Genomic DNA, 14,889 nt, shown 5'->3' on the forward strand with positions numbered 1-14,889 from the left:
GTACAATATGATCGCCGAGGTTCACATATTCGATTGACAAATTTAGAAAAATAATCAAATAATTACATGCGTTCGGATTATTTTCAGGGAGAACTAAGAATGAAATCCAGGCTGCTTTTATGGCTTTTGGCGCTTTCCATTAACTCCTTCGCAAGCACCTGTCCTGATCCGAATAATAGTTCTCTTCAGTGGGGCGAGCCTCCGTATCCCTGGCTAAAAAATCCTTTTTCTGCTAATCCACCTTATGGAGAGCCGGGTACGCTATTTGTCAAGGCCAATATTCTTGTCGCAGGGTTTGGGAGAGGCGTTAGCTGTACTTATCGAAATTCAGCAGGTGATTATTCAATCTGGCGGCAAACAATTGTTAAATTACCCCCGCGCATTGATCCAAACTGGATAGATATCTACACCGGTTATGTTTGTACCAGTGCGAGGGAAGCCTGCGAATTTTTTATTGTCGCTGAATGATGGGCAATGAAAGGCAGAGGACCGTTATATTCCGCCCAGCCGCCAATTACTTTCTGAGTGGCAGTTGAATAAACTGGATGAGTGATTACTTTTTGATTGGGGAAGAGCACACTCACCCAGGGCGGTGTATCTGCTCCCATCCAGGTTAGAAATAAATGGCCTTTAGGATAATTAAAGGGCGTTAATGTATCAATAAATCGAAATTCAGTATGTGTTTTAGCATGGAGATTTCCCAGCAGCCAGAATGAATCAGAAAGAATATAGTTAAATGGAATTTCTGTATGGGAAAGGGCATCTGTTAGTTCTGTGAATGGGAAATGCATGTTGCGCTGGTTTCCAAAATGGGCACGATAAACCAGAGCGGAAAGAAAAAAACTTTGTAAAAAAAGGCAGCACCCAATATAAACATAAAATCGCCGTGGGTTGAAATTAATTTCTTTGACTTGGCTTAAGAAAACCAATGGAATAATAAACAGTATCGGGATCAGCCATCGGGTTTCGAAGTCTTTTATTCCGCAAACCAGCACCAGGATAATTAAACTGCTGACAGCATAGACTAAATAAACATTCAAGATGCGGGAAATTAATCGTTTGGGCTTAAACGAAAAATGGTTTGGAAAAAAAATCTGGCTAAGCAGTGTGACAGGCAGGATAAATAATAAAATGCCTTTGATCAACTGTAGCAGCCCCTGTGTGATTGATTTATGTTGTGGTACCAGCTTATAGCTTGCATGTAAACCGATGGCGGCATAATGTTTAAGCCATAATAAATAAGGGCTGGCAATTATTAAGCCAATGGTGAAGGATAGCAATAAATAGAAAGGTTTGATTCTGTAACGTGTTTCCTGAAAGCTGAAAAGCGTTAAACACAAGGGGAAAAGGAAGAGCAGATAGTTGTATTTTGAAAGAAGCCCGCAACCGATAATCAGACCGAGAACACAGTAATCGCGAAACGAGAAAAGGCTTCGAGGTTTAAAAATGAAATACCAGGTGATGCAGGCCATTAACAAGGCAAGTACCGAATGCGTATTGTCTTTGAGCAAGTCGAGGCCAATCGCCGGAATAAATGCCCAGGAGAGCATGGCGCAGGAAGCTATTAGTGAATCATGGCAATGAATTTTGCATATTTGATAATAATAAAAGAGGCAAGCAAAGAGTAAGCATGCTTTTAAAGCAATTAAACTGCTGACATTGGCTCCCAATAAGCAAAATACGGCGCATTGCAGCCAGTTATATAAAGGAGGCTGGTTAAGATAACCCCATGAAAAATGCTGGGCGAGAACTATTTGCTCCGCCTCGTCAATTTCCAGTAGACTACCCCGCAGAAAAAGACGTACAAATATAATAAGCAGGCAAAAACCAAAAATTGCGGCAATTGCTGCGGGTCTGGTTTCTCTTGGATGACTTGGTTGATTCATATCCATTAAAATGTTTAGCTGTAGATTAGGGCTTTTCCTCAATCCATTCTGGCTGGAAAATTAACCGATTGAGGAAGCTATGCTAACACTATTTCACTTAAAAGATAATGTCTGAGTTCAACGCTGGATAGAGATAAGGGGATAAGGATGACTATAGAGGAACTGGAAAAAAAATTAGGCTCCATTGTAAGTTATTATGTCAATAACCATATCGAGCTTGATGAATATCAACAAAAAAAAGTGAAATCCAGAGTAGTCACCTGTTTTTCTCAGATACTGGGACAATCCATTGGTGAACCAGACAAACTTGAGCATGCTTATGCCGAACTTGATCAACTGATAAAAGCGAACCGGGATACTGGTTATATTTTCTGGATCGAACAGCAGATTAAGGATGCTGTTTATGAAAAAGGGATTTGTAGCTATTTGCTTGCCCAATGTCATCAAGCTTTACAAAAAAACAAGCCAAACCCTAATGCCACCCAATATCTCAGCATATCGAATATTGATCAAATGGTAGCCAAATTGCGTAGCGATAAAGAAAGCACCGAAAATCCTGTAAAAAGCGCATTGCTCGATAGTCTTATTACTATGTTCGGGTCTATCCAGGATTATCATGAGACTACCAGACAATTACCGGATAACTGGTTTCAGGCTATTATTAATAAATTTCCTCCGGTCACTGCAGCGATTGGCGCAGGCCTCTTTATTGAAGAGCTGGCTTTATTATTTGCAGCTGTGTTTGTGGTATCAAAAGGGGCAAGCTGGCTTGAGCAATCCCAATCCGAAATGATTAAATCCATTGGAAGCCAGGCGCAGCGATTCATTAACCTCTTCTCTCAATTGGCTATGACAGGATTAGCATATGGCAGCAATCTGATTTATGTGCTCTATAATGTTGCTCTGGTACTAAGCCTTGAGACACAGAAAAATATAGTGAAAGCCATAATGCCTCCTCCAGTGAAAACTGGCCTAGATCTTTCGGCAGAAATTGGATTGTGGGGATACTACTTCAGAGAGTTTGAAATTAAACTGATTGCAGTTCATCTTGAGGAATACATTTATAAACAATCGCTGCAAACGATAGCCCCTTTACGGTTTGGACATACCAAAAGCAATAAAATGAAAGAGACTTTGCAACAATTCAAGCAAATAGACGCTAGTAATGAATCACTGGAAACCAAGTTACAAAAAATTGAAATTGCGCTTAGAATACTGGCTTACGATAAGAAGATCTGTCCTAGCAAGAGTGAGGCTGCTTTCGCTGTCAGCAAGTCAATAAAGGTATTAAAAGATGCGCAGGATAAATTGAACGAATCAGAACCAGGATTGTTAGATACTGAATGCGAAACAGTGCCAGCCTGTGTTAATAGACCGTTTTAACAGGATACAATGAATATGAAAATTGCTGTATATGGGGCTGGCTATGTCGGCCTAGTGTCTTCTGCTTGTCTGGCCAGTCTGGGCCATGATGTATTATGTGCTGATTTAAATCAGGAACGAGTCGATGCGCTGTTATCCGGACACTGTCCCATTCATGAAAAAAATCTGCCGGAATTGCTGCATGAACAGACCCAGGCTGGGCGCCTGCAGTTTAGCGCTGATATAGAGAAGACCATTGATTTTGCGGATATTCATTTCATTGCGGTGGGCACACCCGGTTTGGCAGATGGCCGTGCGGACTTGTCGCAAGTTGAAGCTGTAGTTAAAACAATAACACAACTAGCTAGCCGCGATTGTTTTATTATCTGTAAGTCGACGGTACCTGTCGGCACGGGAGAAAGGCTTGAAATTCTGGTTAAAGAACAATTGCAGTCTTTAAATAAAACCATCACAGTAGAACTGGCCTCAAATCCGGAGTTCCTGCGCGAAGGATCCGCGGTATTTGATTTTTTAAATGCTGATCGCATTATTGTGGGCGGGGAGCCGTCCGCAATCACCTGCCTGCAGGCAATCTATCAACCCCTGATAAATAAAGGAATACCCTTTCTCCCTATGAGCCGCTGTTCTGCGGAGTTGACCAAATATTCTGCGAATGCAATGCTGGCCTCCCGAATCAGTTTTATGAATCAAATAAGTCAGATTGCAGAAGCGGCCGGGGCAAATATTGAAGATATTCGTCGCGGTATGGCACTTGATGAACGCATTGGCCCTCATTTTTTAAATGCCGGAATTGGCTATGGTGGTTCCTGTTTCCCCAAAGACGTGAGGGCGCTTGCAGAGACAGCAGCCGATCTGCGGCTCGACCCTGTTTTGTTGAATGCGATTGACCAAACGAATACCCAGCAAAAGAATTGGGTTATCAAGCAGTTGATGAAGCATTTTAATAATCGTTTAAGCGGTTTGAAGATTGGTTTCTGGGGATTGTCATTCAAACCGGATACTGACGATTTAAGGGAAGCCAGTAGTTTAACCGCGATTCAATCCGTGCTCAGGGCTGATGCTATGGTAGTGGCCTATGATCCCGCTGCAATTGATTCTGCGCGATTGCTTTTTCAGGGCGAGCATAATATTGTATGGGCAAAAACTGCTGAAGAGGTACTTAATTCAGGACTGGATGCTTTGGTTATTGCAACAGAGTGGTCTGAATTTAAAAACTATTCTCTCCAGAAAATGAAGCGATGCATTAAACAGGCGGCGGTTTTTGATGGACGTAATTGTTATGATTTAAGGGCAGTAGAAGAGGCCCGGTTACATCATTATTATTCTGTAGGACGTCCGGTTGTTACTGGATTAAACGATTAGGTGGTGACTGCAATGCCAATTAGAAAGGCGGTATTTCCTGTTGCTGGATTAGGGTCACGTTTTTTACCTGCTACCAAGGCGACTCCAAAGGAGATGTTGCCGGTTGTGGATAAACCATTAATACAATATGCAGTAGAGGAAGCGGCGAGAGCTGGTTTTAATCATATGATTTTTATTACCAGCTCTACCAAAAGAGCTATTGAAGATCATTTTGATAAACAATTTGAGCTGGAAAGCCGGCTCTTGGAACAGGGTAAGGAAAATCTTCTGGAATTGGTTCGTAATGTTTCTCCCGAAGGTATTCAATTTACCTATGTTCGACAAAATCAACCTTTAGGCTTAGGGCATGCTGTGCTTTGTGCTGAACATGTGATAGGCGAGGATCCATTTGCTGTTTTACTGGCGGATGATCTTATTGATGAGCTTCGTACGCCATGTCTTTCAGCTATGGTTGAATTTTATACAAAAGAAAAAAAATCCATTTTAGCGGTTCAGTCAGTTCCCTGGCATGATGTTCACCACTATGGCGTTGTTAGCCTTGTGAATTCCCAGGAGCGTTTTTCAGAAGTAACCGGGATGATTGAAAAGCCTGCGCCAAAAACGGCTCCGTCCAATCTGGCAGCAGTAGGGCGCTATCTGTTTACCCCGGCAATTTTTACTGCTTTACGTGAAACTCCAGCAGATGAGCGCGGAGAAATTCAACTCACCGATGGTATTAAACGCTTGTTACACCATGAAAAAGTCATGGCTTTCCAGTTTAATGGCAAGCGTTACGATTGTGGTTCAAAATTGGGATATATGCAGGCTAGTGTTGAATTTGCATTGCGTCATCCTGAAATCGGTGAAAGTTTTAATCAATTCTTAGAGGAAATCAGTTTTTCCATAGAGTAGTTGGATTGTAAAAAAACACGGTGCCCATTTCTATTGAATTATGCACTGTTTCTCTGGCAAGATGTATGGCTGTTCTAAGAGACAGCCCTGGCAAGTCAGAAAAGTTACTCGTAAAACTGATAACGAATGAATCGGTGAGGATATATGAAAATTTTGGTTGCAGTGAAGCGCGTGATTGACCCTTATGTGAAAATTCGTGTTAAAACAGATAATCAAGGGGTTGAAACACAGAATGTTAAAATGTCCATGAATCCTTTTGACGAAATTGCAGTTGAAGAAGCCCTTCGTCTGAAGGAAAAAAACCTGGCTTCTGAGGTTCTGGTCGTATCAATAGGCAGTGATGCGTCTCAGGAAACATTAAGACATGCTCTGGCATTAGGGGCGGATCGAGCCCTTCTGGTGAAAACGGATCAATCATTTTGCAGCCTGAATATTGCTAAAATTTTATCCGCGGTCGTACAAAATGAGCAGCCAGGGCTGGTATTAATGGGTAAGCAATCCATTGATGACGATAATAACCAGACACCGCAAATGCTTGCAGCCCTATTAAACTGGCCTCAGGCTACCTTTGCCTCTTCCTTAAGTATTGATAATGATTCAATAACGGTAATCAGGGAAATTGACGGTGGCCTGGAAACGTTGAGCATGCGATTGCCAGCTGTTGTCAGCACTGATTTGCGGCTCAATGAACCTCGCTATGCAAGCCTGCCCAATATCATGAAGTCAAAAAAGAAACCCCTTGAAGTCAGGGAATTGAGCAGCATGAATCTTGCGCTTAAAGAACATGTGAAAGTACTGTCAGTGACTGCTCCTTCATCCAGAAGTGCCGGGATCAAGCTCGATTCAGTCAGCGCTTTGATTGACAAATTAAAACATGAAGCCAAAGTGCTTTAATCCAGGGAGAGATCATGAGCGTTTTAGTGATTGCGGAACATGACAATAAACAACTGCACCCTGCGTCATTGAATACTTTGGCAGCAGCGCTTCAGCTTGATGCAGAACCCGTTTTTCTTGTTGTCGGGCATAATTGTCAGGCGGTTGCGGAACAAGCAGCGGCTGTTGCCGGTGTTCATTCGGTGTTACTGGTCGACAACCCTTGCTACGAACACCAGCTAGCGGAAAATACCAGCCAGTTAGTTGCAGGTCTGGCAGAGTCATTTACCGCTATTCTTGCTGCATCAACAACTTTCGGAAAAAATATTCTGCCGCGCATCGCCGCCCTGCTGGATGTTACCCAGGTCTCTGATGTTAGCAGGATTCTTTCCTCCGATGAGTTTCAGCATCCGATATACGCAGGAAATGCCATAGAAACAGTTAAAGTATTGGACGCTCGGAAAGTGCTGACTATCCGAACTACGGCTTTTGACAGTATCAATGAGAGGCAGACTCCTTGTTGTATCGAAAGAATTAATACTGCAATTACAGAAGATAACTGCCGCTTTATCAGTCACCAGCTAAGCAAGTCAGAGAGACCTGAGCTCGGCAGTGCAAAAATTATTGTATCGGGTGGGCGGGGCTTACAGAATGCGGAAAAATTCAAATTAATTGAAGAGCTGGCTGATGTATTGGGCGCTGCGGTCGGCGCATCCCGAGCGGCTGTAGACGCTGGATTTGTGCCTAACGATTACCAGGTGGGACAAACGGGGAAAGTTGTTGCTCCAGACTTATATATCGCAGTGGGTATATCAGGAGCTGTTCAGCATTTGGCAGGGATGAAAGATTCCAAAGTGATTGTCGCAATCAATAAAGATGAGGATGCGCCTATTTTCCAAATTGCTACTTACGGGCTGGTAGGTGATTTATTTGAGCTGATACCTCAACTTATCGAGCGGTTAAAACAATAATCGGGGGGTAAATATGTTTGTCGGTGTTCCAAAAGAGATTAAACCACAGGAAAATCGTGTGGGGTTGGTTCCAGCTAGTGTGCGGGAAATTACGCGAGTTGGAAGCACTGTATTTGTAGAAAAGGGGGCTGGCCTCGGTATTGGAATTACTGATGATCAATATCGTGCTGCCGGTGCTGAAATATTGGCTACTGCTGATGAGATATTTGAACGGGCTGAATTGATTGTAAAAGTGAAGGAACCTCAGCCGGTTGAATGCCATCGTCTTCGCGAAGGGCAGACGCTTTTTACTTATCTTCATCTGGCGCCAGATCCACAGCAGACCCGTTTACTGAAAGAGTCCGGTGCGACAGCAATTGCCTATGAAACGGTGACACAAAATGACGGCGGCCTGCCTTTGCTTACCCCCATGTCTCAGGTCGCTGGACGTATGTCTATTCAGGCCGGTGCACATTGTCTCGAAATGGCGCAGGGCGGGAGTGGTGTCCTCCTGGGCGGTGTTCCGGGTGTAGCACCTGCCAATGTAGTCGTCATCGGCGGAGGGGTTGTAGGTACTAATGCTGCAAGAATGGCCATGGGTATGGAGGCAAGGGTCACTGTTCTGGATAAATCCTTGACGCGCCTGAATGAGCTTGATTTTCAATTCGGCGCAAAATTGAATACTATTTACGCAACAGCGGAAGCTTTAGAGCATTATGTGATTAATGCGGATCTGGTTATTGGTGCCGTTCTGGTTCCTGGAGCCGCAGCACCCAAATTAGTTACGCGTTCCATGCTTAAATCCATGCGTCCAGGTTCGGTAGTCGTGGATGTGGCCATTGACCAGGGTGGATGCTTTGAAACAAGCCGTCCAACAACGCATCATGAGCCAACCTATGTTATTGATAACGTGGTGCATTATTGTGTGGCTAATATGCCGGGTGCAGTTCCCAGAACATCTACTTTTGCTTTAAACAATGCAACGCTTCCCTTTGTACTTAGTTTGGTCACAAAAGGGGTTAAACTGGCATTATTGAGCGATGGTCATTTGCTGAATGGTTTGAACGTTCATAAAGGAATGATTACCCATGAAGCGGTTGCCCGTGATCTGGGGTATGAGTATGTGACTGCTACGGATGCATTAGCAAGTTAATCAATAAACAGTGTAGCCTTGATGCATAAGGCTACACTAATCAATGCAATTAATGCCCTCCGTGTCCTCCAACACCCCCTACGCCTCCGCTTCCACCGCCATAATCTTCATCTACGGGATGAGGATATTTATCCGTAGTATCACAGGCGCTCAAAAGCAAGGAACTCCCGATGAGAGCTGTCAAGAGAACAGCAAAATAAGCCATCCTGGTCCATTTCATTCGTATATTACTCCAATTTAATTGGCTCTTAAAATTGTATTCATAATTTGTTCCAGCCTGCCCTGCAAGTCAACTGGTTTTTCCATTGTGCGCCAGGCTACATGGCCATCAGGACGAACGAGCACGGCTCCATCCTGCCCAATCTCATAGGTTTTCGCCCAGTTGCCAAGCGGATCCTGTAAATCGCCCTGTTGGCCAATACGATAACTTCTAATTGGGTATTTCTGGATGGCGCGGGCTGCGTTATGCCACTCATCGTTCTGGTCGCTGCTGAGAAGGACAAAGCGATCATCAAATAAATCCAGGGTGGAAATAGGTTTGCCGTGGTGCTCCAGGGGATAATGGGGGGCTCTGCTTCCGGGATAAGTTGAAGGATGGTAATCAGAGGTATTCGGTTCAGGAGGGGTATTATCCTCCTCAATCAGGGCGCCATGCTCATAGCGGAAACCAATATCCAGCCCTACCTGGTTCAGATGCTCATTCTGCTCTTCCAGGGCAGCAGCCATTTCCTCATAATCCTCATTATATATCGCTTCGAAAATTCGGCTGAAACGCATGGCATTTTTTGTGCTCCAGGCAATATTATTCTCTGTTACAGGAGCGCGTTCTTCATAATAAGTATCAAGCAGTGAGAGAGGCGCCTCACCTCTGATGGCCGCAGCAAGTTTCCATGCCAGATTATGTGCATCCTGAACCCCGGTATTCATTCCAAGCCCGCCTGTCGGCGGAAGGCGGTGGGCGGCATCACCTGCAAGAATAATGCGGCCTTCGCGGTATTTTTCAGCAATCAGGGCTGCCATCGTCCAGAAGGCTTTGTTAATCAATTTCACTTCTATGGAGGGATCATCGATAAGATTTTCGATCAATTCTATACAAAATTGATCGGTAAAACTTTCTTTTGTGAGCTCAGGAATATGATCATAACGCACGCCAACAAGCCATCGCTTCGATCCGTCTTTTGAAAGCAGCGAGGTGCCCATAATATCCTTGCGTGTGAACATAAATCCTACGCTTGGGCGGTTAGCGAGATATTTGGACAAGTCCATCTCGCAATAGATGTTACAAAACTCTCCCAGGCTATCTTTGCCATGCATGTCGATCCCTAGCGCTGGACGGGTTGTTGAGTTGGCCCCATCCGCAGCGACCATATACTCCGAATGAATGCGATATTGTTTTTGAGAAACCGTATCCAGAACAGTAGTGATTACTCCCGATTCATTCTGCTCGAAACTAAGCATTTTGGCGTTAAAATAGCATTGGATTTGAGGATACGCTTGTGTTGCAGCCAGTAATATTTGCTCAACCCAGTCTTGTGAAACAACGGCTATTTCAGTGGGGCTGAAGGTTGAGGGTCTGGGTTTTGCATTGACTCGTGTCAGTTCCTTCCCCTGGAGTGATTCCAGCCAGATAAAACGATGCGCCTCAGCTGGAAGTTGATAATTTCGAAGCTGAGATTCCAAGCCCCATAAACGGAAAATTTCCATGGTTCTTGTGTTGATGCCCCTTGCCTTTGGGTGATTAGTGGTGGCTGGATGTTTTTCAATCACCACCGATCGGATGCCCTGGCGGGCAAGGGCAATAGAAGTGCTTAGACCAACGGGACCTGCCCCAACAATGACTACCTGCGTGCTTTCTTCCATCGTTAATTCCTGGATTGACTAAATCATAAAAGAAATCCCGGCCCCGAAGTAATTTTCAAAAGAGCCTGGATAGCCGCTTATCCGCTGACCGGCATTAATATCGATAATGATGGATGGCCTGATTAAAAACAGTATACCAGCATCGGCATTGAATCCGCTATGTTCGCCTGGACCTGTTTTGGTCTCACCATAAACCTCTCCATAGGCACTTAGCCGATCGCTTAAAGAATAGCTTAAGACCAGATCGGGGATAAAGTTGTTGTAACGTTCGCCGCCATTATACCTGGATTCGGTTAAACTGCTGACTCCTAGCATAGTGGTAAAACTCCATTTGTCGTTAATACTATAGGTTAAAATGGCATTAGCCCCTGCGCCAGTCGATTTACTTCCATAGGCGGCGCTGCCATCCGGGAGAAATATCTCAGCTTCAACTGCAATTATCCATTGGTCATTATTAACAAGCATATGCTTTAAGCCAGCCATGGTTTCACTGTTGCCATAGCGGGGAGAAAAGGACTGCTGGTTATAAGTAGGCCATAAAATATAGAGCTCATTATTAGCGGGTAATCCAAAACGGGTTTCAAGGTTAGGGTAGGTTTGTAAACTGCCATCACTATCGGTTAGTCTCTGGTATTGATAACCTGATTCAATAATGACTGATTTATAGGGAACCGTACAGGAGCTATCGGCATAATTGGGTCTGTCAATCAGATTTAAAAAGGCAGTGGGGCCCGAGCAAGGGCTGATTGGTTCATCAGCAGCAGCCGTGCCTGAAAATATAAGGGTTACAGGAATAAGAAGAGCGAGCCAGATAAGCGTATTTTTAATATTTCCATTAATCATTTTACAATCCTGCTGCCAACCCGGCCAAATAGAGTGATCTGCCATTTTGCCTGTATAGGGATAAAAAATCAAAGAATAACAATTATAGAAGCGTGAATTATAGAAGCGTGATCAGACTTGAAAAAATTACTTCTTGATGGGATAGTAGAATTTTCATTTTTTTCGATATTTCAATGAAATTTTTGCGTCTGTTTGTTTTTATATTTGTAATTTCGGAAAAAGCGCTTGCCATTTCGGTTGAAGCAAAAATTGACCCAATAGTACAGGCTGCCATGCAAAACAACCACATTCCAGGCCTGGCTTTAGCAGTGCTTAAAGATGGTCAGCCTTTGCTAATTAAGGGCTATGGCAACGCACAATTAAATCCCTCACAACCAGTTACCACAAACCGCTTGTTTGCAATAGGCTCGATCTCAAAAGTGTACACCGCTTTTGCAATAATGAAGTTAGTACAGGAAGGTAAAATCGAGCTGGATGATTCCATATTAAAATACTTGCCCAACGCTCCGTCTGCCTGGCGGGCGGTGACCATACGGGAGCTGTTATCTCATACCAGTGGTATCCCTCAGCACCAGGGACCTCATTTGCCCTGGCTTAAAGTCTGGCAGCAGCTTGCAAAACGGCCGATGCAGTTTACGCCCGGGACTCAGACCCGATACAACAATTTCGGGTTTATTGTGTTGGGACGGGTCATAGAGCGTGTGAGCGGGCAAAGTCTGGCAGTTTATCTGCAGGATACTATTTTTAACCCGCTTTCCCTGTCTCATACAGGTTTCCCTGCCAGCTTGAATCCGCCTGGATTGGCCGCAGGCTATCATTTTGTGAATGGTCAATTCGTTCCAGCACCTAACCGTAAACCCTGGCAGCAAATGTGGGGTTCAGGCGGTATTGTGTCGACTATTGACGATATGGCGAAATGGGATATGGCCATGACTGCTGGGCAAATTTTGAGCTCGAAAACTTATGCGCAAATGTGGGGCCCGGTCAGTTTGAAGAATGGGCAGCCAAGCGGTAGGAATGGGTTGTTCTGGTCTTTGGGGTGGCAGGTATCTTTTCGCAATAGCAAACTGGTTGCCCAAAAGGATGGTGCTATACGTGGCTACAGTAGTTTTATTATTCGTCACATAGACGACAAAATTTCAATCATTATTTTGACCAATACGAATAAAGTCCGTTTACCACGATTGGCTCGAGACATTTTTGAAGCAGTTAAAAATAATTGAAGACGTAGAGGCTGCGGCTTTAACACTTGAACAAGGTTTGTTACCCAGGTATAAAGGGCAATTCTGATTATTTAAAGGTGAACTCAATGAAAAAAGTGGTTTGGATGGTCTTGTGTGTTCTGTTGTCTATGGGACTAATGACCAATGAAGTATCGGCGAAGCGTTTTGGCGGGGTACGAAGCTTTAATTCCTATCGCAGTAAAAACTATTCTTCAAAAAATGTATCGGCTCCAAAAACATCAACGGCTGGTAAAGCCAGCCGCTGGCGTAGCGGTCTGAGCGGTTTCTTGCTGGGAGGCTTATTGGCCAGCCTGTTTTTCCATAATGGATTGGGAACTGCCTTATTCAGCTGGCTGCTTTTGGGTGCAGTTGTCCTGATAGCGCTTAGATTCTTGACACGCTTTGGACATCAAGGAAATGGGAAGCAATAAATTCCCAGATTATAGGGGTGTTATATCAGCATTCCCAAGGGCGCTTTTTGTTGTTTCGTAGCCAATATCAATCACTTGTTTGATCTTATCCTGCTTTAAGTTGAGAAAGGGAAGATGGTTCATGGGAGGTTCAATGAGTAAATTGGCTGCTTTGGAATTCGCAGCCGTTTTCGCAACTGAGCCGACTAACAAGGATTTTAAGAATGTTTCCAGTAAGGGTGGATAGACCCATTCACGGTATTTTAATCCAATTCGCCGTAAAATACCCATCTTAAAAGAGACTATTGCGGGAAAATTATAGATATGGTGATCCACAGCTGTTTCTGACTGATTGACTGCTATAATATAACTTTGTTTTCCAATCAGGCTGCGCATCTGATCAACCGGAAGATTATTTAATAAACCGCCATCGACATATAATTGCCCATTTTTGACCATCGGGGGGAAAACCAGGGGAAGGGAGCAACTGCAGCGTAGATTATCTTTTAGTAGTCCTGTTGCGTCTCGGACTTCCTTGCCCGTATTTAAGTTACAGGCCATACTGAAAAATGGCAGCCATAGATCTTCCGCATACAGATTGTCAAATATCTGATAGATAGTTTCAGTAAATTCCTTCCCATTGGTGATTGATACGAGCGGGTAAGAAAGATTAAGAAAGGATACGCTTTTCTGTCCCAATTTTGTTAGCGGCAGCAGTTTTTGATGAACGATATTAAAATCCTGATACAGGGCATAAGCGGCCGCTACCAGGGAGCCTGCACTTGTCCCGGCAATGGCATCGATATCGATATTGGCCTCCGACAGTGCTTTTAATGTTCCTAATGCCGCCCAGCCTTTGGCGCCCCCACCGCTTAAAACCAATGCAACAGGCTTGCCGATAATAAAACGGATTAGTCGCTGATAATCTTTTTGATAACTCATACGGATTTGATGATGCAGTGTAAATGAACTCAAGCTGAGCCAGGATGAAGTTTTTTCGGGAAGCAGGGCATTCAATTTGCCATGAAGGAGGACTAATTCTTTTCTTGAAACAAAAGGCAGATTCATCTCACCTAAAAGTCGTGAGGCAAATTGATTTAAATGCGGTTCCTGATGCCCGCTTGCTATACAAAAAATGGCATCAATATTTTCGAGAATTATGGTCCCTTCTTTAGAGGCAAGAATATTAAAATAATATTCAAGGATTGCAACGTCAGACAGAATAAAAATGATGGTTTTATTCTGATTCTCAGCTTGGTCAAGCGCATCCTGAATAATACACTGCTTGTTCTCGGTTAAGGGGTTGGCTTCGATAACCATAAGCTGATGTTTATCCTGAATATTCGCTTTCAATTGTTCAATAAAGTGAGCCGGTATGGGAGTCTCGGTAGCGGGAATAATCGCAATATGCCGGCAAAGCTTGTCTGTTGACAGAAGTTTTATGACGGACTGGGATCGGGTAATGATACTGTCAGTAATTTGTAACTGCACATCGACACCAGCAAAATTCTTCCAAAATTCAATGAAGGCACTGCGTGAAATTTTAAGTAAGAGGGAATATTGAGAGGCTTTAACTGATAAAGTACGCGGTCTGTTAGAAAAGACACCGAGCTCCCCTACAGTTTCGCCCTCCTTGATTACGCCTACCATTTTGACTGATTTTTCTTTGGGAATATAGGCGATAAGATGTCCGTAAATGACAATATACAAGCCATCGGAACTATCGCCCTGGTTAAAGAGGATGCTGCCGCTTTTCAGATAAACTTTTTCGGAAAGCTTTAAGAGTATGTGATATTGTTCCTGGCTTAAATTGGCAAATATGGGAGTATTTGACAATCGTTCCATAATTCTTTTTTCATCTACTTCATCAAGGTTCAGATCGTCCATTTCTTATCTCGGCAAGATTAAAAGCTTATTATCAGTAGACTTCTTTCCTGGCTTTGCCAGACATCAGTTTCTGCATTGACGGATGTCTGGTGTGTGTAAGCCATCAATTTTTAATCTAATGATAGTTCAAAATACTAATCTGACAATTTATGACTTTTAATTTTACGT

14 protein-coding genes are annotated in these 14,889 nt (G+C 43.7%); 9 read left to right on the forward strand and 5 right to left on the reverse strand.

Annotated features, from left to right (window positions below; translation table 11 throughout):
• Nucleotides 1-99: 99 nt before the first annotated feature.
• Entirely contained in the window at nt 100-468 is a 369-nt protein-coding gene (locus DYH42_RS05370; protein ID WP_058524580.1) for a DUF3757 domain-containing protein, read from the forward strand.
• On the opposite strand, the gene DYH42_RS05375 is transcribed toward DYH42_RS05370, so the two are convergent.
• Complete coding sequence (locus tag DYH42_RS05375; RefSeq protein WP_162263111.1) at nt 414-1,886, reverse strand: ArnT family glycosyltransferase; 1,473 nt, start codon at nt 1,884-1,886, stop codon at nt 414-416. The two genes, DYH42_RS05370 and DYH42_RS05375, sit on opposite strands and share 55 nt — an antisense overlap.
• A gap of 147 nt (nt 1,887-2,033) precedes the next feature.
• Here DYH42_RS05375 and DYH42_RS05380 point away from each other — a divergent pair, with 147 nt between their 5' ends.
• The 6 genes from DYH42_RS05380 to ald all read left to right on the forward strand — a co-directional run bounded on the left by DYH42_RS05380 (nt 2,034) and on the right by ald (nt 8,498).
• On the forward strand, nt 2,034-3,269 hold the full coding sequence (locus tag DYH42_RS05380; protein WP_058524578.1) for a hypothetical protein: 1,236 nt from the start codon (nt 2,034-2,036) through the stop codon (nt 3,267-3,269).
• 15 nt (nt 3,270-3,284) lie between these two features.
• On the forward strand, nt 3,285-4,631 hold the full coding sequence (locus DYH42_RS05385) for a UDP-glucose dehydrogenase family protein (protein WP_058524577.1): 1,347 nt from the start codon (nt 3,285-3,287) through the stop codon (nt 4,629-4,631).
• A gap of 12 nt (nt 4,632-4,643) precedes the next feature.
• Nucleotides 4,644-5,522, forward strand: a complete 879-nt coding sequence (gene galU / locus DYH42_RS05390) for a UTP--glucose-1-phosphate uridylyltransferase GalU (RefSeq protein WP_058524576.1) — start codon at nt 4,644-4,646, stop codon at nt 5,520-5,522.
• Between the two features lie 144 nt (nt 5,523-5,666).
• Nucleotides 5,667-6,416 (forward strand): electron transfer flavoprotein subunit beta/FixA family protein, encoded by a 750-nt coding sequence (locus tag DYH42_RS05395; RefSeq protein WP_058524575.1) that lies wholly within the window; start codon nt 5,667-5,669, stop codon nt 6,414-6,416.
• Nucleotides 6,417-6,430: 14 nt separating this feature from the next.
• A complete protein-coding gene (locus DYH42_RS05400; RefSeq protein ID WP_058524574.1) occupies nt 6,431-7,366 on the forward strand; it encodes an electron transfer flavoprotein subunit alpha/FixB family protein in 936 nt (311 codons plus the stop codon).
• 13 nt (nt 7,367-7,379) lie between these two features.
• Nucleotides 7,380-8,498, forward strand: a complete 1,119-nt coding sequence (gene ald / locus DYH42_RS05405) for an alanine dehydrogenase (RefSeq protein WP_058524573.1) — start codon at nt 7,380-7,382, stop codon at nt 8,496-8,498.
• 49 nt (nt 8,499-8,547) lie between these two features.
• Here the strand turns inward: ald and DYH42_RS16545 are convergent, their stop codons facing one another.
• Genes DYH42_RS16545 through DYH42_RS05415 form a run of 3 tightly spaced genes read right to left on the reverse strand, consistent with a single transcriptional unit; the run spans nt 8,548 to nt 11,201 of the window.
• Nucleotides 8,548-8,718 (reverse strand): hypothetical protein, encoded by a 171-nt coding sequence (locus tag DYH42_RS16545; protein WP_165483348.1) that lies wholly within the window; start codon nt 8,716-8,718, stop codon nt 8,548-8,550.
• A gap of 17 nt (nt 8,719-8,735) precedes the next feature.
• The gene (locus DYH42_RS05410) at nt 8,736-10,358 is read right to left on the reverse strand and encodes an FAD-dependent monooxygenase (RefSeq protein ID WP_058524572.1); all 1,623 of its coding nucleotides are present in this window, start codon (nt 10,356-10,358) and stop codon (nt 8,736-8,738) included.
• Between the two features lie 18 nt (nt 10,359-10,376).
• Complete coding sequence (locus DYH42_RS05415; protein WP_058524571.1) at nt 10,377-11,201, reverse strand: transporter; 825 nt, start codon at nt 11,199-11,201, stop codon at nt 10,377-10,379.
• Between the two features lie 173 nt (nt 11,202-11,374).
• Between DYH42_RS05415 and DYH42_RS05420 the strand changes: the two genes are divergently transcribed.
• On the forward strand, nt 11,375-12,424 hold the full coding sequence (locus DYH42_RS05420) for a serine hydrolase domain-containing protein (protein ID WP_058524570.1): 1,050 nt from the start codon (nt 11,375-11,377) through the stop codon (nt 12,422-12,424).
• Between the two features lie 86 nt (nt 12,425-12,510).
• Nucleotides 12,511-12,855, forward strand: a complete 345-nt coding sequence (locus DYH42_RS05425; protein ID WP_058524569.1) for a hypothetical protein — start codon at nt 12,511-12,513, stop codon at nt 12,853-12,855.
• A gap of 9 nt (nt 12,856-12,864) precedes the next feature.
• On the opposite strand, the gene DYH42_RS05430 is transcribed toward DYH42_RS05425, so the two are convergent.
• Complete coding sequence (locus DYH42_RS05430) at nt 12,865-14,721, reverse strand: patatin-like phospholipase family protein (protein WP_058524568.1); 1,857 nt, start codon at nt 14,719-14,721, stop codon at nt 12,865-12,867.
• Nucleotides 14,722-14,889 lie beyond the last annotated feature (168 nt).

Origin of the sequence: Legionella birminghamensis (assembly GCF_900452515.1) — a bacterium.
GTDB classification, from domain to species: domain Bacteria; phylum Pseudomonadota; class Gammaproteobacteria; order Legionellales; family Legionellaceae; genus Legionella_C; species Legionella_C birminghamensis.

What these genes read in the sequence shown, in the direction of transcription:
- DYH42_RS05370 (WP_058524580.1), top strand. Translation starts at nt 100, where the DNA reads ATGAAATCCAGGCTGCTTTTATGGCTTTTGGCGCTTTCCATTAACTCC.
- DYH42_RS05375 (WP_162263111.1), bottom strand. Translation starts at nt 1,886, where the DNA reads ATGAATCAACCAAGTCATCCAAGAGAAACCAGACCCGCAGCAATTGCC.
- DYH42_RS05380 (WP_058524578.1), top strand. Translation starts at nt 2,034, where the DNA reads ATGACTATAGAGGAACTGGAAAAAAAATTAGGCTCCATTGTAAGTTAT.
- DYH42_RS05385 (WP_058524577.1), top strand. Translation starts at nt 3,285, where the DNA reads ATGAAAATTGCTGTATATGGGGCTGGCTATGTCGGCCTAGTGTCTTCT.
- galU (WP_058524576.1), top strand. Translation starts at nt 4,644, where the DNA reads ATGCCAATTAGAAAGGCGGTATTTCCTGTTGCTGGATTAGGGTCACGT.
- DYH42_RS05395 (WP_058524575.1), top strand. Translation starts at nt 5,667, where the DNA reads ATGAAAATTTTGGTTGCAGTGAAGCGCGTGATTGACCCTTATGTGAAA.
- DYH42_RS05400 (WP_058524574.1), top strand. Translation starts at nt 6,431, where the DNA reads ATGAGCGTTTTAGTGATTGCGGAACATGACAATAAACAACTGCACCCT.
- ald (WP_058524573.1), top strand. Translation starts at nt 7,380, where the DNA reads ATGTTTGTCGGTGTTCCAAAAGAGATTAAACCACAGGAAAATCGTGTG.
- DYH42_RS16545 (WP_165483348.1), bottom strand. Translation starts at nt 8,718, where the DNA reads ATGAAATGGACCAGGATGGCTTATTTTGCTGTTCTCTTGACAGCTCTC.
- DYH42_RS05410 (WP_058524572.1), bottom strand. Translation starts at nt 10,358, where the DNA reads ATGGAAGAAAGCACGCAGGTAGTCATTGTTGGGGCAGGTCCCGTTGGT.
- DYH42_RS05415 (WP_058524571.1), bottom strand. Translation starts at nt 11,201, where the DNA reads ATGATTAATGGAAATATTAAAAATACGCTTATCTGGCTCGCTCTTCTT.
- DYH42_RS05420 (WP_058524570.1), top strand. Translation starts at nt 11,375, where the DNA reads ATGAAATTTTTGCGTCTGTTTGTTTTTATATTTGTAATTTCGGAAAAA.
- DYH42_RS05425 (WP_058524569.1), top strand. Translation starts at nt 12,511, where the DNA reads ATGAAAAAAGTGGTTTGGATGGTCTTGTGTGTTCTGTTGTCTATGGGA.
- DYH42_RS05430 (WP_058524568.1), bottom strand. Translation starts at nt 14,721, where the DNA reads ATGGACGATCTGAACCTTGATGAAGTAGATGAAAAAAGAATTATGGAA.